Origin of the sequence: Pseudomonas hygromyciniae (genome assembly GCF_016925675.1) — a bacterium.
Lineage (GTDB): Bacteria > Pseudomonadota > Gammaproteobacteria > Pseudomonadales > Pseudomonadaceae > Aquipseudomonas > Aquipseudomonas hygromyciniae.
Window position 1 is genome coordinate 4,688,647 of record NZ_CP070506.1, and the last position, 17,327, is coordinate 4,705,973.

18 protein-coding genes are annotated in these 17,327 nt (G+C 59.2%); 12 read left to right on the forward strand and 6 right to left on the reverse strand.

The window, feature by feature from the left end; genetic code table 11:
* Positions 1-66: 66 nt before the first annotated feature.
* The 8 genes from metG (at position 67) to JTY93_RS21045 (ending at position 6,973) form a co-directional block, all read left to right on the forward strand.
* The gene (metG, locus tag JTY93_RS21010; RefSeq protein ID WP_205476508.1) at positions 67-2,118 is read left to right on the forward strand and encodes a methionine--tRNA ligase; all 2,052 of its coding nucleotides are present in this window, start codon (positions 67-69) and stop codon (positions 2,116-2,118) included.
* A 106-nt stretch (positions 2,119-2,224) separates the two neighbouring features.
* Positions 2,225-2,776, forward strand: a complete 552-nt coding sequence (locus JTY93_RS21015; protein ID WP_205476507.1) for an Rnf-Nqr domain containing protein — start codon at positions 2,225-2,227, stop codon at positions 2,774-2,776.
* On the forward strand, positions 2,773-3,981 hold the full coding sequence (gene rsxB, locus JTY93_RS21020) for an electron transport complex subunit RsxB (protein ID WP_205476506.1): 1,209 nt from the start codon (positions 2,773-2,775) through the stop codon (positions 3,979-3,981). Before JTY93_RS21015 ends, rsxB begins: the two co-directional genes overlap by 4 nt.
* A complete protein-coding gene (locus tag JTY93_RS21025; protein ID WP_375373140.1) occupies positions 3,941-4,933 on the forward strand; it encodes an RnfABCDGE type electron transport complex subunit D in 993 nt (330 codons plus the stop codon). The genes rsxB and JTY93_RS21025 overlap by 41 nt, the downstream gene beginning before the upstream one ends.
* Entirely contained in the window at positions 4,930-5,535 is a 606-nt protein-coding gene (locus JTY93_RS21030; RefSeq protein WP_205476504.1) for an RnfABCDGE type electron transport complex subunit G, read from the forward strand. The genes JTY93_RS21025 and JTY93_RS21030 overlap by 4 nt, the downstream gene beginning before the upstream one ends.
* The gene (locus JTY93_RS21035) at positions 5,528-6,028 is read left to right on the forward strand and encodes an Rnf-Nqr domain containing protein (protein ID WP_205476503.1); all 501 of its coding nucleotides are present in this window, start codon (positions 5,528-5,530) and stop codon (positions 6,026-6,028) included. The genes JTY93_RS21030 and JTY93_RS21035 overlap by 8 nt, the downstream gene beginning before the upstream one ends.
* 16 nt (positions 6,029-6,044) lie before the next feature.
* The gene (gene nth, locus JTY93_RS21040) at positions 6,045-6,683 is read left to right on the forward strand and encodes an endonuclease III (RefSeq protein ID WP_205476502.1); all 639 of its coding nucleotides are present in this window, start codon (positions 6,045-6,047) and stop codon (positions 6,681-6,683) included.
* Between the two features lie 107 nt (positions 6,684-6,790).
* The gene (locus tag JTY93_RS21045; RefSeq protein WP_169993893.1) at positions 6,791-6,973 is read left to right on the forward strand and encodes a PA3496 family putative envelope integrity protein; all 183 of its coding nucleotides are present in this window, start codon (positions 6,791-6,793) and stop codon (positions 6,971-6,973) included.
* A 61-nt stretch (positions 6,974-7,034) separates the two neighbouring features.
* Here JTY93_RS21045 and JTY93_RS21050 read toward each other — a convergent pair whose 3' ends face one another.
* The 3 genes from JTY93_RS21050 to JTY93_RS21060 form a co-directional block, all read right to left on the reverse strand.
* Positions 7,035-7,667, reverse strand: a complete 633-nt coding sequence (locus JTY93_RS21050; protein WP_032858436.1) for a response regulator transcription factor — start codon at positions 7,665-7,667, stop codon at positions 7,035-7,037.
* Positions 7,668-8,287: 620 nt separating this feature from the next.
* The gene (locus JTY93_RS21055; protein ID WP_029295244.1) at positions 8,288-9,505 is read right to left on the reverse strand and encodes an argininosuccinate synthase; all 1,218 of its coding nucleotides are present in this window, start codon (positions 9,503-9,505) and stop codon (positions 8,288-8,290) included.
* Between the two features lie 214 nt (positions 9,506-9,719).
* Positions 9,720-10,628, reverse strand: a complete 909-nt coding sequence (locus JTY93_RS21060) for a flagellar protein MotY (RefSeq protein WP_205476501.1) — start codon at positions 10,626-10,628, stop codon at positions 9,720-9,722.
* 156 nt (positions 10,629-10,784) lie between these two features.
* On the opposite strand from JTY93_RS21060, the gene pyrC reads away from it, so the two are divergent.
* Entirely contained in the window at positions 10,785-11,831 is a 1,047-nt protein-coding gene (pyrC, locus tag JTY93_RS21065) for a dihydroorotase (RefSeq protein WP_205476500.1), read from the forward strand.
* Positions 11,828-12,499 (forward strand): ribonuclease T, encoded by a 672-nt coding sequence (gene rnt / locus JTY93_RS21070; protein ID WP_057958607.1) that lies wholly within the window; start codon positions 11,828-11,830, stop codon positions 12,497-12,499. The genes pyrC and rnt overlap by 4 nt, the downstream gene beginning before the upstream one ends.
* Positions 12,500-12,570: 71 nt before the next feature.
* Here rnt and JTY93_RS21075 read toward each other — a convergent pair whose 3' ends face one another.
* Positions 12,571-13,173 carry a peroxiredoxin gene (locus tag JTY93_RS21075; protein WP_032858443.1) on the reverse strand — a complete coding sequence of 201 codons (603 nt, stop codon included), beginning with the start codon at positions 13,171-13,173 and terminating at the stop codon, positions 12,571-12,573.
* A gap of 234 nt (positions 13,174-13,407) precedes the next feature.
* On the opposite strand from JTY93_RS21075, the gene JTY93_RS21080 reads away from it, so the two are divergent.
* Both JTY93_RS21080 and bfr read left to right on the forward strand, forming a co-directional pair.
* Entirely contained in the window at positions 13,408-13,626 is a 219-nt protein-coding gene (locus JTY93_RS21080) for a bacterioferritin-associated ferredoxin (RefSeq protein ID WP_038442994.1), read from the forward strand.
* A 201-nt stretch (positions 13,627-13,827) separates the two neighbouring features.
* Positions 13,828-14,298: a bacterioferritin gene (bfr, locus tag JTY93_RS21085; protein ID WP_038442996.1), complete on the forward strand. Its 471-nt coding sequence runs from the start codon at positions 13,828-13,830 to the stop codon at positions 14,296-14,298.
* Positions 14,299-14,464: 166 nt separating this feature from the next.
* Here the strand turns inward: bfr and grxD are convergent, their stop codons facing one another.
* The gene (gene grxD, locus JTY93_RS21090; RefSeq protein ID WP_032858447.1) at positions 14,465-14,803 is read right to left on the reverse strand and encodes a Grx4 family monothiol glutaredoxin; all 339 of its coding nucleotides are present in this window, start codon (positions 14,801-14,803) and stop codon (positions 14,465-14,467) included.
* Between the two features lie 103 nt (positions 14,804-14,906).
* On the reverse strand, positions 14,907-17,015 hold the full coding sequence (locus tag JTY93_RS21095) for a molybdopterin oxidoreductase family protein (RefSeq protein WP_205476499.1): 2,109 nt from the start codon (positions 17,013-17,015) through the stop codon (positions 14,907-14,909).
* Between the last annotated feature and the right edge of the window lie 312 nt (positions 17,016-17,327).

Sequence of the window (17,327 nt, forward strand, 5' to 3'; positions counted from 1 at the left end):
GGGGTGAAATAAATTTCCCGGCGCTTTATAGTGGCCGACCTCCGTTTCATCAAGTAGCCGAGCCCCATGTCCGAGCCACGCAAGATCCTCGTCACCAGCGCCCTGCCCTATGCCAATGGTTCCATCCATCTTGGCCATATGCTTGAGTACATCCAGACCGATATGTGGGTGCGCTTCCAGAAGCATCGCGGCAATCAATGCATTTATGTCTGCGCGGACGACGCCCACGGTTCGGCCATCATGTTGCGCGCCGAAAAGGAAGGCATCACCCCGGAACAACTGATCGCCAACGTCCAGGCTGAACATAGCGCCGACTTTGCCGAGTTCCTGGTGGATTTCGACAACTTCCACTCGACCCATGCCGAAGAAAACCGCGAGCTGTCGAGCCAGATCTACTTGAAGCTGCGTGACGCCGGGCACATTGCCACCCGCTCGATCACCCAGTATTTCGACCCGGAAAAGAAAATGTTCCTGGCCGACCGCTTCATCAAGGGCACCTGCCCCAAATGCGGCACTGAAGACCAGTACGGCGACAACTGCGAAAAATGCGGCGCCACCTACGCGCCGACCGACCTGAAGGATCCGAAGTCGGCGATCTCGGGCGCCACCCCGGTGCTCAAGGATTCCCAGCACTTCTTCTTCAAGCTCCCGGATTTCCAGGAAATGCTGCAGACCTGGACCCGCAGCGGCACCCTGCAGGACGCCGTGGCAAACAAGATCGCCGAATGGCTGGATGCCGGCCTGCAACAGTGGGATATCTCCCGCGATGCGCCGTATTTCGGCTTCGAGATCCCCGATGAGCCGGGCAAGTACTTCTATGTATGGCTGGATGCGCCGATCGGCTACATGGCCAGCTTCAAGAACCTCTGCGACCGTACGCCTGAGTTGGACTTCGACGCTTTCTGGGGCAAGGACTCCACCGCCGAGCTGTACCATTTCATCGGCAAGGACATCGTCAACTTCCACGCCCTGTTCTGGCCGGCGATGCTCGAAGGTTCGGGCTACCGCAAGCCAACCGGCATCGCCGTGCACGGTTACCTGACGGTCAATGGCCAGAAGATGTCCAAGTCCCGTGGCACCTTTATCAAGGCGCGCACTTACCTGGACCACCTGTCGCCGGAATACCTGCGCTACTACTACGCGTCCAAGCTGGGCCGTGGCGTCGACGACCTGGACCTGAACCTCGAAGACTTCGTGCAGAAGGTCAATTCGGACCTGGTGGGCAAGGTGGTCAACATTGCCAGCCGTTGCGCCGGTTTTATCCACAAGGGCAATGCTGGCGTGATGGTGCCGGTCAACGCCGCGCCGGAACTGACCGACGCCTTCCTGGCGGCCGCGCCAAGCATCGCCGATGCCTATGAAGCCCGTGACTTTGCCCGCGCCATGCGCGAGATCATGGGCCTGGCCGACCGTGCCAACGCATGGATCGCCGACAAGGCGCCGTGGTCATTGAGCAAGCAGGAAGGCAAGCAGGATGAAGTCCAGGCCATCTGCGCCACCGGCATCAACCTGTTCCGCCAGTTGGTGATCTTCCTCAAGCCGGTGCTGCCGTTGCTGGCCGCTGACGCCGAGGCGTTCCTCAACGTTGCACCGTTGACCTGGAATGACCACACCAGCCTGCTCAACAACCATCAGCTCAATGAGTTCAAGCCGCTGATGACCCGTATCGACCCGGTCAAGGTGCAAGCCATGACAGACGCATCCAAGGAAGACCTGACCGCCAGCCAAACCGACACCGGCGAAGCCGCCCCGGCGGGCAATGGCGAGCTGGCCAAGGATCCGCTGTCGCCCGAAATCGATTTCGACACGTTCGCCGCGGTGGACCTGCGGGTCGCGCTGATCATCAAGGCCGAAGCCGTGGAAGGCGCCGACAAGCTGTTGCGCCTGACCCTGGATATCGGTGACGAGCAACGCAACGTGTTCTCCGGGATCAAGAGTGCCTACCCGGACCCGTCCAAGCTCGATGGTCGCCTGACCATGATGATCGCCAACCTCAAGCCACGGAAAATGAAATTCGGCATTTCTGAAGGCATGGTGATGGCAGCCGGTCCCGGCGGCGAGGAAATCTACCTGCTCAGCCCGGACAGCGGCGCCAAGCCTGGCCAGCGCATCAAGTAACCCGAAGTGCCCTGTCGCGGTGATTGGCCGCGACAGGGCGGTTTGCGCTAGTACCCTCTTCCTGCTTGCCGGATAATCAGGCCCTGTTTGCTTAACCGGCTCGACCATGACCGAACTGCTTGTCGCCCTTCTCAGCGCCGCCCTGATCAGCCACTACATGCTGCGTCTTTCGCTGCCCGGTGATCCACAGCTGGAGCGGCGGCGGGTGCATGCCCTTGGGTTGGCGACCACGCTGTTGCTCGCATTCAGCGGCCTATCGGCCTGGCTGCTTGATAACTTTGTATTACAACCCTTGGCGCTGGGCGCGTTATGGCTGTTTGCCTATGTGCCCGTGACGATCCTAGTGAGCCAGCCGTTGCTCAATGTGCTCTCCCGCCGCGTGCCCGCACTGCCCTTCGATGGGTTATGGGTGCCACTACTGGCTAGCACCGGCGTACTCAGCGTGGCCCTCCTGGGCCCGGGCAACGCCAGCGAGCTGATCTATAGCCTGGGCATCGGCCCGGCATTCTGGCTGGCCCTCAGCCTGTTCGACGACTTGCGCCAGCGAATCGACGAAAACAATATCCCCCGGCCCTTTAAAGGCCTGCCCGTGGACCTGCTCAGCGCCGGACTGATGGCCGTGGCGTTCCTGGGCTTAAACGCAATGATCAAACCATGAGCCTGATTCAACGTATCGACGCCCTGCTGCCCCAGACCCAATGCGGCAAATGCGGGCACCCGGGTTGCAGACCCTACGCCGAGGGTATCGCCCAGGGCGAGGCCATCAACAAGTGCCCGCCGGGTGGCACCGAGACCATTGCCGAGCTGGCCCAGTTGCTGAGCTTGCCCCCCCTGGAGCTGGACAGCGCCCGTGGCGAAGCCCCCGCGCAGATTGCCTTCATCCGCGAGGCCGAGTGCATCGGCTGCACCAAGTGCATCCAGGCCTGCCCGGTGGACGCGATTGTCGGCGCGGCCAAGCTGATGCACACCGTTATCGTTGATGAATGCACCGGCTGCGACTTGTGTGTAGCGCCTTGCCCGGTGGATTGCATCGACATGCTGCCACTGCCCCAGGCCACGGTACTGCCGATTGTCGCGGGCTATGCCAGCACGGCCGAGGAGCGCCAGGCGCGGGCGACCAAGCGTGATCGAGCCCGACGTCGCTTCGAGCAGCGCAATGCGCGGCTGCAGCGTGAGGAAGAGCACAAACTGACCGAACGCCTGGCCCGCAGCACACGCCCAGCACCCAGCGCAGAGGCCAGCAGCAACCCGTTACAGGCCGCCATCGAACGCGTGCGCGCGCAAAAAACCGCAGACATCGACGCGGCGCTAAAAAAAGCCAAGATCAACCTGGCGATGAGCCGGGCACAACTGCACAAATCCCTGAAAGCCTTTGGCCATCCGCCAACCTTTGAGCAGCAGTCGCAGTTGATCATCCTGCAACAGCAATTTGAAGCCGCCGAACGGGCATTGACCTCGCTCGAAGCAAACGCCCCAACTGTGGCGATGCCCCAGGCCAATAAAGATCCCGAGCTCAAGCGTGCAAAAATCCAGCTGGCCATGCGCCGCGCCGAGCTGAAAAAAGCCCAGGACACCCTGGCCGACGCCGAACAGTTGGCCGCGCTGGGCGCAGCCCTGGCTGCCGCTGAACAAGCCTTGCATGCAGCCGAGGAAAGCTCCGAGCAGCCCCGGCCCGACCTGCAACGTGTCGAGAAGCGGCCGATCGACAGCCAGCTTCGCCAATTGAAAACGGCGCTGGCCTATGCCCGCGCCGACCTGAGCAAACTCGAACGACAGCCCGCCAGCAGTACAACCGACTTGATGAACGCCAGGCAGCGTCTGGATGACGCCCAGCGTTTGGTGGATGAACATGTCGGCGCCTGACGTTGTCGAGCGCCAGCAACAGGCCATGCAGCGCCTATTAATGGCGGCAACGCCTGGCTTGCTGGTGCTGTTCTGGCTGTATGGCTGGGGCGTGTTGATCAATCTATTGCTGGCCGGCACCTGTGCCTGGGTTGTGGAAGCCGGAGTACGTCGCTTGCGGGGCAAGGGCTCCAGCGACCTGAGCGGCCTGGTCAGCGCGGTGCTACTGGCCCTGGCGCTGCCGCCTTATTGCCCGTGGTGGTTATGCCTTGGCGCGGTCAGCAGTGGATTGCTGTTGGGCAAACACCTGTATGGCGGCAAGCAGAACCCCTTCAACCCGGCCATGCTCGGTTATGCGCTGATGCTGCTGGCCTTTCCCCAACCCATGACCCATTGGCCGGCGTCCCACGGGCTGGATCTGCTGGCAGGCCTGCAACAGGTAATGGGCCTGCACGGCGAGACCGCCGATGCCTGGGCCAGGGCTACGGCGCTGGACGCTTTGCGCATCAATAACAGCCTGACCATCGATGAGCTATTCGCCCGCCACCCGGCTTTCGGCCAGATCGCCGGTAAAGGCAGCGAGTGGGTGAACCTGGCGTTTCTCGCGGGCGGCCTCTTTTTGCTGCAGCAGCGGGTCTTCAGTTGGCATGCACCGGTGGGCATGCTCGCCAGTCTGTTTGTTATCAGCTTGCTGTGCTGGAACGGCTCCGGTTCTGACTCCCACGGTTCGCCGCTGTTTCATCTGTTGACTGGGGCCACCATGCTCGGGGCGTTCTTTATCATCACCGAGCCAGTGTCGGGTGCGAAAAGTGCACGGGCGCGCCTGCTGTTTGGTGTGGGCGTTGGATTGCTGACCTATCTGATCCGCACCTGGGGCAGCTACCCGGATGGCGTGGCGTTTGCGGTGCTGATGATGAACCTGGCGGTGCCGGCACTGGAGCGCTGGACGCGGCCGCAGGCGGTGAATGCATGAAGCGCACGTCTCAAACAGTGATCGTGCTGCTGATCGCCACCGGCGCGGTGGGCCTGACGATCGGCCTGCAACAGCTGACCGCCAAGTCGATTGCTGCGCAGCAGCGAGAGATGCAGAGTCGGGCGCTGCTGGATGTGCTGCCCGTTGGCAGTTATGACAATCAACCGCTGGAGCGCCCACTGGGCATCACCTCGCCAATGCTGGACAACAGTCAACTGCAGGGTGGTTACCTCGCGACCTTGGCCGGCAAACCCAATGCGGTTGTGCTGCGCTCACAGGTCGATGGATATGGTGGGCGCATAGAGTTGCTGATTGCCATCGACCACAACGCCAAGCTGCTCGGGGTAAAGACCCTGGCGCACGCGGAAACGCCGAGCCTGGGCGGGCATATTGGCGAGCCTGGCAATGCGTGGCTGGCCTCATTCAAGGGTCTGTCGCGGGGAAACCCACAGGCTTGGGCGCTAAAGAAAGACAGCGGTCAGTTCGACCAGATGGCCGGCGCGACCATCACTTCCCGCGCAGTGATCAACGCGATCCATGATGCCTTGCGTTACTTTGACGAACATCGTCAGGCACTGCTGGAGACCACCGCCCATGACTAAGCCGTTCGCCCTCGGCAGCCTGCTGTTGCCTGCGCTGCTGAGTGTCAGCGCTACGCTGGCGAACGCAGCAGCCTTCTGGGCTCTATGGGTACTGGTCTTGACGCTCCATGGCTGGAGCTGCGGCTGGGTGCGCAATCGCCTCAGTGACCACTGGCGGCTGACTGCCAATGTGTTGCTGGCCACCACCTGGGCCAGTTGCGCATATCTGGTGGCGCAGGCTCTGGCCTATGGCTCGTCTACGCACCTGGGGGCATACCTGGCGCTGATCGGTATGCAATGCGTACTGCTTGAGCATGCTGGTTTGTTCGCCACCGACCGGCGTAGGGCGCGGCTCCAACTGTTCGCCGTATTCGCCGGGTTGCTGCTTGCAATCGCCCTATTGCGCTATTTACTCGGCAGTGGCATCGCCCCCCTAGCCCCCACAGGGTTTATCCTGCTCGGGCTGTTGCTTGCCGGGTGGCAGGCCTGGACCCAACGCCGCAAACCACAATGAAGGAACCGCTCGCCCCATGAATGCCGCAAAACGCCTGGAGATCTTTCGCCGGTTTCACGAGGACAACCCGGAGCCCAAGACCGAGTTGGCCTACTCGTCGCCGTTCGAGTTGCTGATTGCCGTGATCCTGTCAGCGCAATCGACGGACGTGGGCGTAAACAAGGCCACGGCCAAGCTGTTTCCCATAGCCAATACTCCGGCCGCGATCCACGCCCTGGGGGTTGAAGGGTTGTCGCAATACATCAAGACCATTGGCCTTTACAACAGCAAGGCGAAAAACGTCATTGAAACCTGTCGCCTGCTGGTCGAGTTGCATGGCGGTGAAGTGCCACAGACCCGCGAAGCATTGGAGGCACTGCCTGGCGTGGGCCGCAAGACGGCCAATGTGGTGCTCAATACTGCCTTTCGGCAATTGACCATGGCGGTGGACACCCACATTTTTCGCGTCAGCAACCGCACCGGAATCGCTCCGGGCAAGAATGTGGTGGAGGTGGAGAAACAACTGATGAAGTTTGTGCCCAAGCCGTACCTGCTCGACTCACACCACTGGTTGATTCTGCACGGTCGTTATGTGTGCCAGGCCCGCAAGCCGCGCTGCGGCAGCTGTCGCATCGAAGATTTGTGTGAATACAAGGAAAAGACATCGGACGATTGAGCAATCATTGGTTTTATTGATCACTCGATTGAAAAAATCTTTTTTACCCGGTGCACGATTGTCGATATAAGGAGCGCCAACGGCAGTCTTAGCCTGGAGTTAACCTTATGAGCACTGGCAAAGAACAACTGGATGTAGAAGATGACTTCGTGGCCACGGACCCTGACGAGGCAGCCGAGGCACCTGTAGAAGTTGCCAAGACCAATTTGAGCAAACGCCGCACCATCGACAACCTTCTGGAAGAGCGACGCCTGCAAAAACAGTTGGCCGATTACGATTTCGATCTCTAGCCAAACGATCACACAGAAGCCTCCGCCATGGAGGCTTTTCCTGCCTGTTGCTCCCTGCGTCTTAAACCAGGCCGTTGCGCTGAGCGAGCTCGATCAGGTCCACCAGGGACCTTGCATTGAGCTTGAGCAGCAAGCGCGTCTTGTACGTGCTCACAGTCTTGTTGCTGAGGAACATGCCATCAGCGATCTCCTTGTTGGTCTTTCCCTGGGCCAATTGCTGCAACACCATCATCTCCCGACCTGACAGCCGCTCGACCATATCGGCTTCGCTGGTGTTGCCCTGTGTGGAGCGTACCGAGTTGAGTGCCTGGTTGGGGAAGTAGCTGTAGCCAGACAGCACCGCCTTGATCGCGCTCAGCAACTCGGTGAGGTCCTGCTGCTTGCACACATAGCCCGCTGCGCCTGCCTGCATGCAGCGCATGGAAAAGTGGCCTGGCGCCTGTGACGTCAGCACCAGTACCTTGAACGGTTGCGCCTGCTTTGTGGAAGACAGGCGACAAATAACTTCCAAACCGTCAAGTTTGGGAATTCCAATATCCAGGATGACAATATCCGGCATATGCTCCCGCGCTAGTTGCAACGCGTCGACTCCGTTATCGGTCTCTGCAACGACCTCATAACCATGACGCTCCATTAGCATGCGTACAGCAAGACGAATGACGGGATGATCATCCACGATCAGCACTTTATTCATGGGCAAGTCCAATTTCGCTGTTCGAATTATTCAGAACCAGCACAATAGCCTAGTCGTTTCCTCCTTGGCATAGCACTCCCCCCCAAGTAACGACAAGCAGAGACCCAACCCACAAAGTTATGAGAATAGACCTACAAAAAAACGCCTATATGGATGTGTCGGTTTTTGTTCGGCCTTTCAGAACTTTCCGTGGGCAAACATATTTTGAGCCAAAAAAGCCCCCTGCGCCCCGGAAACGTAAACGGGACGCACGCCATTCACAGCAAATACCTATTGCACAGCCAGCTTGTACGGGGGCCGCAGCCCTCCCAAGGCGTTTCCAAAAAGTTCCCACGTGCAACAGCCACTGACAATACCTGGAATTATCTGACAGATAATTCCACAAACTAAATAAAACGCTTCATCCGTCCTACTTAATAACCGAATGAATTTAAACACAAATAACGCCAGACACCTGACAGACCAACTTCCAGATACAAAATCCAAGCATAAAAAACCAATAAACACCGACAGCCCCACTCCCGGGAACAATATTAAACATCAATAAACGCTCACCTGATTTCAGGCAAAAAAAATGGCCCCTCTTACGAGGAACCATTTTTTATGAGGCTACAGATACTTCAGAACAACTTGCGGCCTTTGTTCGCCGCAATGCGCATGCGCAGTGCGTTGAGCTTGATGAAACCCGCAGCGTCAGCCTGATTGTAAGCACCGCCATCTTCTTCAAAAGTGGCGATATTGGCATCGAACAGCGACTCATCGGACTTGCGACCGGTAACGATCACATTACCCTTGTACAGTTTCAGGCGCACAACGCCATTCACATGGACCTGGGACGCGTCGATCATCTGTTGCAGCATCAGGCGCTCAGGGCTCCACCAGTAGCCGGTGTAGATCAGGCTGGCGTACTTGGGCATCAGCTCATCCTTGAGGTGCGCCACTTCGCGGTCCAGGGTGATGGACTCGATGGCGCGGTGAGCGCGCAGCATGATGGTGCCACCTGGCGTTTCGTAGCAGCCACGGGACTTCATGCCCACGTAGCGGTTCTCTACGATATCCAGACGACCGATACCGTGCTCGCCACCAATACGGTTCAGGGTCGCCAGTACGGTGGCCGGGGTCATTTCGACGCCGTCCAGCGCAACGATATCGCCGTTGCGGTAGGTCAGCTCAAGGTACTGCGGCTTGTCGGGAGCGTTCTCCGGGGAGACGGTCCACTTCCACATGTCTTCTTCGTGCTCGGTCCAGGTGTCTTCCAGCACGCCGCCTTCATAGGAGATATGCAGGAGGTTGGCGTCCATCGAGTACGGGGACTTCTTCTTGCCGTGGCGCTCGATCGGGATTGCGTGTTTTTCAGCGTAATCCATCAGTTTTTCGCGGGACAGCAGGTCCCACTCACGCCAAGGGGCAATCACTTTTACGCCGGGTTTCAAGGCATAGGCGCCCAGTTCGAAACGCACCTGGTCGTTGCCCTTGCCGGTGGCGCCATGGGAAATGGCGTCTGCGCCGGTTTCGTTGGCAATTTCGATCAGGCGCTTGGCGATCAGCGGACGCGCGATGGAAGTACCCAGCAGGTACTCGCCTTCGTAGACGGTGTTGGCGCGAAACATCGGGAAAACGAAATCGCGGACGAATTCTTCGCGCAGGTCGTCAATGTAGATCTCTTTGACGCCCATGGCTTGCGCCTTGGCTCGTGCAGGTTCGACCTCTTCACCCTGACCCAGGTCAGCGGTAAAGGTCACCACTTCACAGTTATAAGTATCCTGCAGCCACTTGAGGATCACCGAAGTGTCCAGGCCGCCGGAATACGCGAGAACGACCTTGTTTACGTCGGCCATGCCATCACTCCACGGGGTTTTACGGAAAGGCGTCGATTCTACCGATCAAAACCGTGAAATTACAGGGGCGCGACAGCAAATGAAGATAAAGCGACAGATTATGTCGGGCGAGCGACGAATGGCCGCACCTTAAAACGCCTTGGCTGTGGGGAATCAGATGCCTAGCGTCATCGTTGACGAGCATCGCTGGCCAGCCAGCTCCCACAGAGAAGTATCAGGAGGTCGCTGCCGCATTCGCCGGGGCCGTGGCCTGGGGCGCCGGTTTTTCGGGGGCAGGCACGCGGTCGAGGTGGATATTGACCCGCCGGTTCTTCGCCCGGTTGGCCGGATTGGTGTTGGGGACCAGTGGATAACGCTCACCATGAAAACGCAGGACAATCTGCGACTCAGGGATGCCGTTGGCCTTGAAGAAGTCCATCACCGCCAGACCCCGGCGCCGTGACAGGTCACGATTGGTCAGGCGGTTGCCGCTGTTGTCCGAATGGCCGTCCAGTTCGATATGGTTGACGGTAGGGTCGGCCTTGATGAATTCAAGCATCACCATCAGCTTGGCCTTGGCTGCCGGATCCAGGTCAATCCCCCCGCCCGGAAAACCGACTTCAGCCTGCTTGACCTGCTCGAAGTTCATCGGCAGCAACTTCGCGGTACACAACTGGTAGTCGCTATAGGCCTTATTGAATCGCACCGGCAGCAGACGGATTTCCGAATAGCCGCCGTCCCTGGAATAGTGGCGCACGGTAGGGGTGCGGCCATCCAGCAAGCCATTGAACAGGCGTCCGGCCTGGGCTTGAGAGCTGTTGAACAGCACATCGCCGCTGCCCGCACGCACGGCACCGAGGTTGATATCACCGCGCCCCGGCTGCCACGGCGCGGCCGCCGCCAATAACGTCGCGGAACCGACGCCCAGCGCACTATTGTAGGCTTTCAGGCGAAATGTCGCCTGCTCGCCGGCCCTGCGCACGAACTCACCCGAGCCAAAATCGGCGATAGGCTGGCTCAAGCGGCACTCGAACTTGTCGCCTTCCACCTTCCACTCGACATTCTCCAGGCGCGTCTGGAATGTCAGGGCCATCGCGGGCAAGCTGGCGAACACGCTGAGCAGGGCTAGATATTGCTGGCGCACGGGCGGCTCCACTGGTTTCTACAACACATCAAGGCGTCATACATCGTTAAGGCATACCCAGGGATATCGGTCGCGTCCTGCAAAACTTGATAGCGAGTGCCTGCAAGAGTCTTTTCCGGTAGCATTCCCACCAGATTGACCCGCCTGGAATCCCCAATGTCCGACCGCCTGACCCTGCTGCGTCCCGACGACTGGCATATTCATCTTCGCGATGGTGCTGCGTTGCCCCAAACCGTGGCCGATGTTGCGCGCACGTTTGGCCGTGCCATCATCATGCCTAACCTGGTACCTCCGGTGCGTAATGCCGCTGAAGCCGACGCCTATCGCCAGCGCATCCTCGCTGCGCGACCGGCCGGTAGCCGCTTCGAACCGTTGATGGTGCTCTACCTGACCGACCGCACCCAGCCCGCCGAAATACGCGAAGCCAAGGCCAGCGGTTTCGTGCACGCCGCCAAGCTGTACCCGGCCGGCGCCACGACCAACTCCGACTCCGGCGTAACCAGTATCGACAAGATCCTGCCCGCCATCGAAGCCATGGCCGAAGTGGGCATGCCGCTGCTGATCCACGGTGAAGTCACCCGTGGCGATGTGGATGTGTTTGATCGCGAGAAGATCTTCATCGACGAGCACATGCGCCGTGTGGTCGAGCTGTTCCCGACGCTCAAGGTCGTGTTCGAGCACATCACCACCGCAGACGCCGTGCAGTTCGTCACCGAGGCTTCGGCCAACGTCGGCGCAACCATCACCGCGCACCACCTGCTATACAACCGCAACCACATGCTGGTGGGTGGGATTCGGCCGCACTTCTATTGCCTGCCGATCCTCAAGCGCAACACCCATCAGGTGGCGTTGCTCGATGCGGCTACCAGTGGCAGCGCAAAGTTCTTCCTCGGCACCGACTCGGCGCCCCACGCCCAGCACGCCAAGGAAGCCGCCTGCGGTTGTGCCGGCTGCTACACCGCCTATGCGGCGATCGAGCTGTACGCCGAAGCCTTCGAATCGCGCAACGCCCTGGACAAACTCGAGGCCTTCGCCAGCCTCAATGGCCCACGTTTCTATGGCCTGCCGGCGAATACCGACCGTATTACCCTGGTCCGTGAAGACTGGACCGCCCCCACCAGCCTGCCATTTGGCGAGCTGACCGTTATCCCGCTGCGCGCCGGTGAAACACTGCGCTGGCGCCTGCTGGAGGAACACAAGTGAGTGAAGACCATTACGACGACGAACAGGAACACAGTGGCGGCGGTTCGCGCCACCCAATGGCCGAGCGTTTCCGCGGCTATCTGCCTGTCGTTATCGACGTAGAAACCGGCGGCTTCAATTGCGCCACCGATGCACTGCTGGAAATTGCGGCGACCACCATCGGTATGGACGAACAGGGTTTTGTGTATCCAGAACACACCCACTTCTTCCGCGTCGAGCCGTTTGAAGGCGCCAATATCGAAGCCGCAGCCTTGGAGTTCACCGGGATCAAGCTCGACCATCCACTGCGCATGGCCGTCAGCGAAGAAGCGGCGTTGACCGACATCTTCCGTGGCGTACGCAAGGCCTTGAAGGCCAACGGCTGCAAACGCGCGATCCTGGTCGGCCACAACAGCAGTTTTGACCTGGGCTTTCTCAACGCCGCCGTGGCACGCCTGGACATGAAGCGCAACCCGTTCCACCCGTTCTCCAGCTTTGACACCGCCACCCTGGCTGGCCTGGCTTATGGCCAGACCGTACTGGCCAAAGCATGCCAGGCAGCCGGTATCGACTTCGACGGTCGCGAGGCCCACTCGGCTCGCTACGACACCGAGAAGACCGCCGATCTGTTCTGCGGCATCGTTAACCGCTGGAAACAGATGGGCGGCTGGGAAGATTTCAGCGACTGATTACGTCGCCAAATCCCACGCATAAAAAAACCGGCCCTCTCAGGCCGGTTTTTTTTCACCGCGAATCTGGCTTACAGCTTGCCAGCGTTCTCGGTCAGGTAAGCCGCAACGCCTGCTGGCGAAGCGTTCATGCCCTTGTCGCCTTTTTTCCAGTTGGCCGGGCAGACTTCGCCGTGCTCTTCGTGGAATTGCAGAGCGTCGACCAGGCGGATCAGCTCTTCCATGTTACGGCCCAGCGGCAGGTCGTTGATGATCTGCGAGCGCACAACGCCCTTGTCGTCGATCAGGAACGCGCCACGGAAAGCCACGCCGCCTTCGGACTCAACGTCGTAGGCCTTGGCGATGTCGTGCTTCATGTCGGCAGCCATGGTGTATTTGACTTTGCCGATGCCGCCATCATTGATAGCGGTGTTGCGCCAGGCGTTGTGGGTGAAATGGGAGTCAATGGAAACGGCAACCACTTCAACGTTACGCGCCTTGAAATCGTCCATGCGGTGATCCAGGGCGATCAGCTCGGACGGGCAGACGAAGGTGAAGTCCAGCGGGTAGAAGAACACCAGGCCGTATTTGCCTTTGATGGCTTCAGACAGCTTGAAGCTGTCAACGATTTCGCCATTGCCGAGGACGGCTGGTACGTCGAAATCCGGGGCTTGTTTGCCGACGAGTACGCTCATTGGTTATCTCCTGATGGTATTTGAAGTAAATGGACCGCCCCGAGTCTGCCGTGAATTGACGACAGGCCTGTGACGCGATCACGCTTCGTAAAGACCGGCCATCATACCTGAAAAAAACCGTTCGTCAGTGAGGGCGCCATGGCGAGCAATAGTTTGAGAAAGCACTTTGACAATCATTCTCGTTAACATTAAGATCCGTCGCACTTAAGCCTTAAACCGCGATGGTTCTCCCTTATGTATGTCTGCCTCTGCACTGGCGTCACCGACGGACAAATCCGCGAAGCGATCTATGAAGGTTGCTGCAGCTACAAGGAAGTGCGTGAAACTACCGGCGTTGCCAGCCAATGCGGCAAATGTGCTTGCCTTGCCAAGCAAGTGGTACGGGAAACCTTGACTAAACTGCAGGTAGCCCAGGCCGCGATCCCCTACTCGGCAGAATTTACACACGCCTGAAACAACCTATTTTAAAGAACCGGACTTAGCGTCCGGTTTTTTTATGCCTGCAATTCAAATAGTTAGGTCCAAGACGCGGAACACAAACATTCTTATTCCGATTAATTTTCATTTATTATTCAATAACTTAGGTTTGACACTAGTAATCGTGCAGCTCAAACTCCGCCTTATATACAACGAATACAAGGCAGGACCCCAATCATGAAAGGCGACATCTCAGTCATCCAGCAACTCAATAAAATCCTTGCCAATGAACTGGTCGCGATCAATCAGTACTTCCTGCATGCGCGCATGTATGACGACTGGGGCCTGGAAAAGCTCGGCAAGCGCGAGTACAAGGAATCGATCAAGGCCATGAAGGACGCAGACGCGCTGATCAAGCGCATCCTGTTCCTCGAAGGTCTGCCGAACGTACAGGACCTGGGCAAGCTGAATATCGGCGAGCACACCCTGGAAATGCTCAACAGCGACCTGGGCTTCGAGCGCAAGAGCCATGCCGACCTCAAGGCCGCCATCGCCCACTGCGAGACCAAGGGCGACTTCGGCAGCCGTGAGCTGCTGGAAGATATTCTGGAAGACCAGGAAGAGCATATCGACTGGCTGGAAACCCAAGTTGGCCTGATCGACAAAGTAACTCTGGAAAACTACCTGCAATCGCAGATGGGTGAGTAATCTCTAAATATTGTAGGAGCGAGCTTGCTCGCGAAAAGCGTGAAGGCGCCGCGTTCATTCAGAATGCTCGCGTTATCGTTAACGCCCTTCGCGAGCACGCTCGCTCCTACAGGTACGAAAAAGCCCCGCTCTCGAATGAGAAGCGGGGCTTTTTATTGTGCGCGAATCAGGCTTCGGTCTTGGCCGCCGCCTTTTCAGCAGCATCCTTGATCAGCGCCTGCAACGAACCATCAGCCGCCATTTCGGTGATGATATCGCTACCGCCGACCAGTTCACCGGCCACCCACAGTTGTGGGAAAGTTGGCCAGTTGGCGTACTTCGGCAGGTTGGCGCGGATTTCCGGGTTTTGCAGGATATCGACGTAGGCGAACTTTTCGCCACACTGCATCACGGCCTGGGAAGCCTTTGCGGAGAAGCCGCACTGCGGGGCATTCGGTGCGCCCTTCATGTAAAGCAGAATGGTGTTGTTAGCAATCTGCTCTTTAATCGTTTCGATGATATCCATGGAACACCTCGGCTGGAACTTTGCGACTCACAGGTCGGCACGGTGGCGCATTGTAACGCAAAATCCGAGCGTGGTGCTCGGGCTCCCCGACAGACTCACTGCGTCACGCCGCCGCGACCTGCACCGGCACACCATTCAATGCTGCGTTGCCCGACAACTCATCCAACTGCCGCTCATCCGTCAGGTCGTTGGCACTCGCCCCAGGCTGCGCGCTGGCGATGTTCATATGCACACCCGGCCGATCATGGCCCCACCCGTGGGGCAGGCTGACCACGCCAGGCATCATTTCCAGGCTGGCCAACACCTGCACTTCGATCATGCCGATCCGCGAACTGACCCGCACCCGCTGCCCGTCACTCAGTTGGCGGCTGGCGAGATCATCCGGGTGCATCAACAGTTGATGCCGCGGCTTGCCCTTCACCAGCCGGTGATAGTTGTGCATCCACGAATTATTGCTGCGCACATGCCGGCGACCGATCAACAGTAACTCGTCGACCTTAGGCAGCGGTAAGGCCGCAAACCGCGCTAGGTCCGCCAGGATCACGGGCGGAGCCGCCTGGACCCGGCCGTTGGCAGTTTTCAAACGCCCCGCCAGATTGGCCTTCAGCGGCCCCAGGTCCAGGCCATGGGGATGATCGGCCAGCATGTCCACCGACAGCTTGTGAGTGGAGGCGTCGCCATAGGCGCCCGCCCGCAAGCCAAGATCAATCATCTGCGCTGGCGCCATCGTCGGCTTGAGCGGGTTGCCGGTGCGGGCCGCAAACGCCTGGGCCAGACCGACGAAAATTTCCCAGTCGTGCAACGCCCCCTCGGGTTTGGGCAAAATCGCCCGATTGAAGCGCGTGACGTTACGCACCGCAAACATATTGAAGGTCGTGTCGTAGTGATCGTTTTCCAAGGCCGACGTCGAGGGCAGGATCAAGTCGGCATAGCGGGTGGTCTCGTTGATATACAGGTCCACGCTGACCATAAACTCCAGGCCATCCAGCGCCTGCTCCAGTTGCCGACCGTTAGGCGTAGACAACACCGGATTGCCAGCCACGGTGACCAGCGCGCGGATTTGCCCTTCACCGGCGGTAAGCATTTCTTCGGCCAGGGCCGATACCGGCAGCTCGCCGCTGTATTCGGGCCGCCCCGAAACCCGGCTCTGCCAACGATTGAAATGCCCGCCTGACGTGGCTGCCACCAGGTCCACCGCAGGCTCGGTGCACAAGGCGCCGCCCACCCGGTCCAGATTGCCGGTGACCAGGTTGATCAACTGCACCAGCCAGTGGCACAAGGTGCCGAATGCCTGGGTCGACACCCCCATGCGTCCGTAGCAGACCGCCTTGTCCGCGGCTGCAAAGTCCCGCGCCAACTGGCGAATCTGCTCGGCCGGCACCGCGCATTGAGCGCTCATGGCCTCGGCGGTAAAGCTCGCGAGGGCGCGGCGTACCTCGTCCAAACCGTCCACCGGCAAGTGGCTGTCACGGGTCAGGTGTTCTTCGAACAACGTGTTAAGCACCCCGAACAGCAACGCCGCGTCCCCACCAGGGCGCACAAACAGATGCTGGTCGGCCATGGCCGCCGTCTCACTGCGCCGGGGGTCGACCACCACCACTTTGCCGCCGCGCGCCTGAATCGCCTTCAGGCGCTTTTCCACATCCGGCACGGTCATGATGCTGCCATTGGAAGCCAGTGGATTGCCGCCCAGGATCAGCATGAAGTCGGTCTGGTCAATATCCGGGATGGGCAGCAACAGCCCATGCCCATACATCAGGTGGCTGGTGAGGTGATGGGGCAATTGGTCCACCGATGTCGCGGAAAAACGATTGCGTGTTTTCAACTGCCCAAGAAAATAGTTGCTGTGGGTCATCAAGCCATAGTTATGCACGCTCGGATTGCCCTGATACACCGCCACCGCATTCTGCCCATGCCGCGCCTGGATGCCCGTCAACCGCTCGGCCACCAGGGCGAAGGCCTCGTCCCAGGGGATCGGTTGCCACTCGCTGCCTACCCGCAGCATCGGTTGGTGCAGGCGATCGGGATCGTTCTGGATATCCTGCAGGGCCACGGCCTTGGGGCAGATATGGCCACGGCTGAAGGTGTCCAGGGCATCGCCCTTGATCGAGGTAATGGCAATGCTGCCTGCGTCCGAGGTGGTGGTTTCCAGGGTCAGGCCGCAGATGGCTTCGCACAGGTGGCAGGCACGGTGATGGAGAGTCTTGGTCATGGCCAGTCTCTTTATTAGGGCTTTGGCCCGACTATGGGCCGCGCCCACTCGCGGCGCCAGCAAGGTTCGCCCCGTGAATCAACGGGCATCAGGCCAAGCCATGGGCAAGCATGAGCAAATGTTTCAGAAACCTCCCGTACACCCGTTGAAACCGACGAAACCTGGCCCCGTGCCGCCATCACGCATTGCAAAAGGTCTCGACGCCAGTGTACAAATGACCCGCTGCTGTCCGTAAACAGGCTTCAAAAGTGCTATTCCCGCCCCTTTGAACACCCCTAAAAAACCGTAGCCTATTGGTAAGACGCGACATTT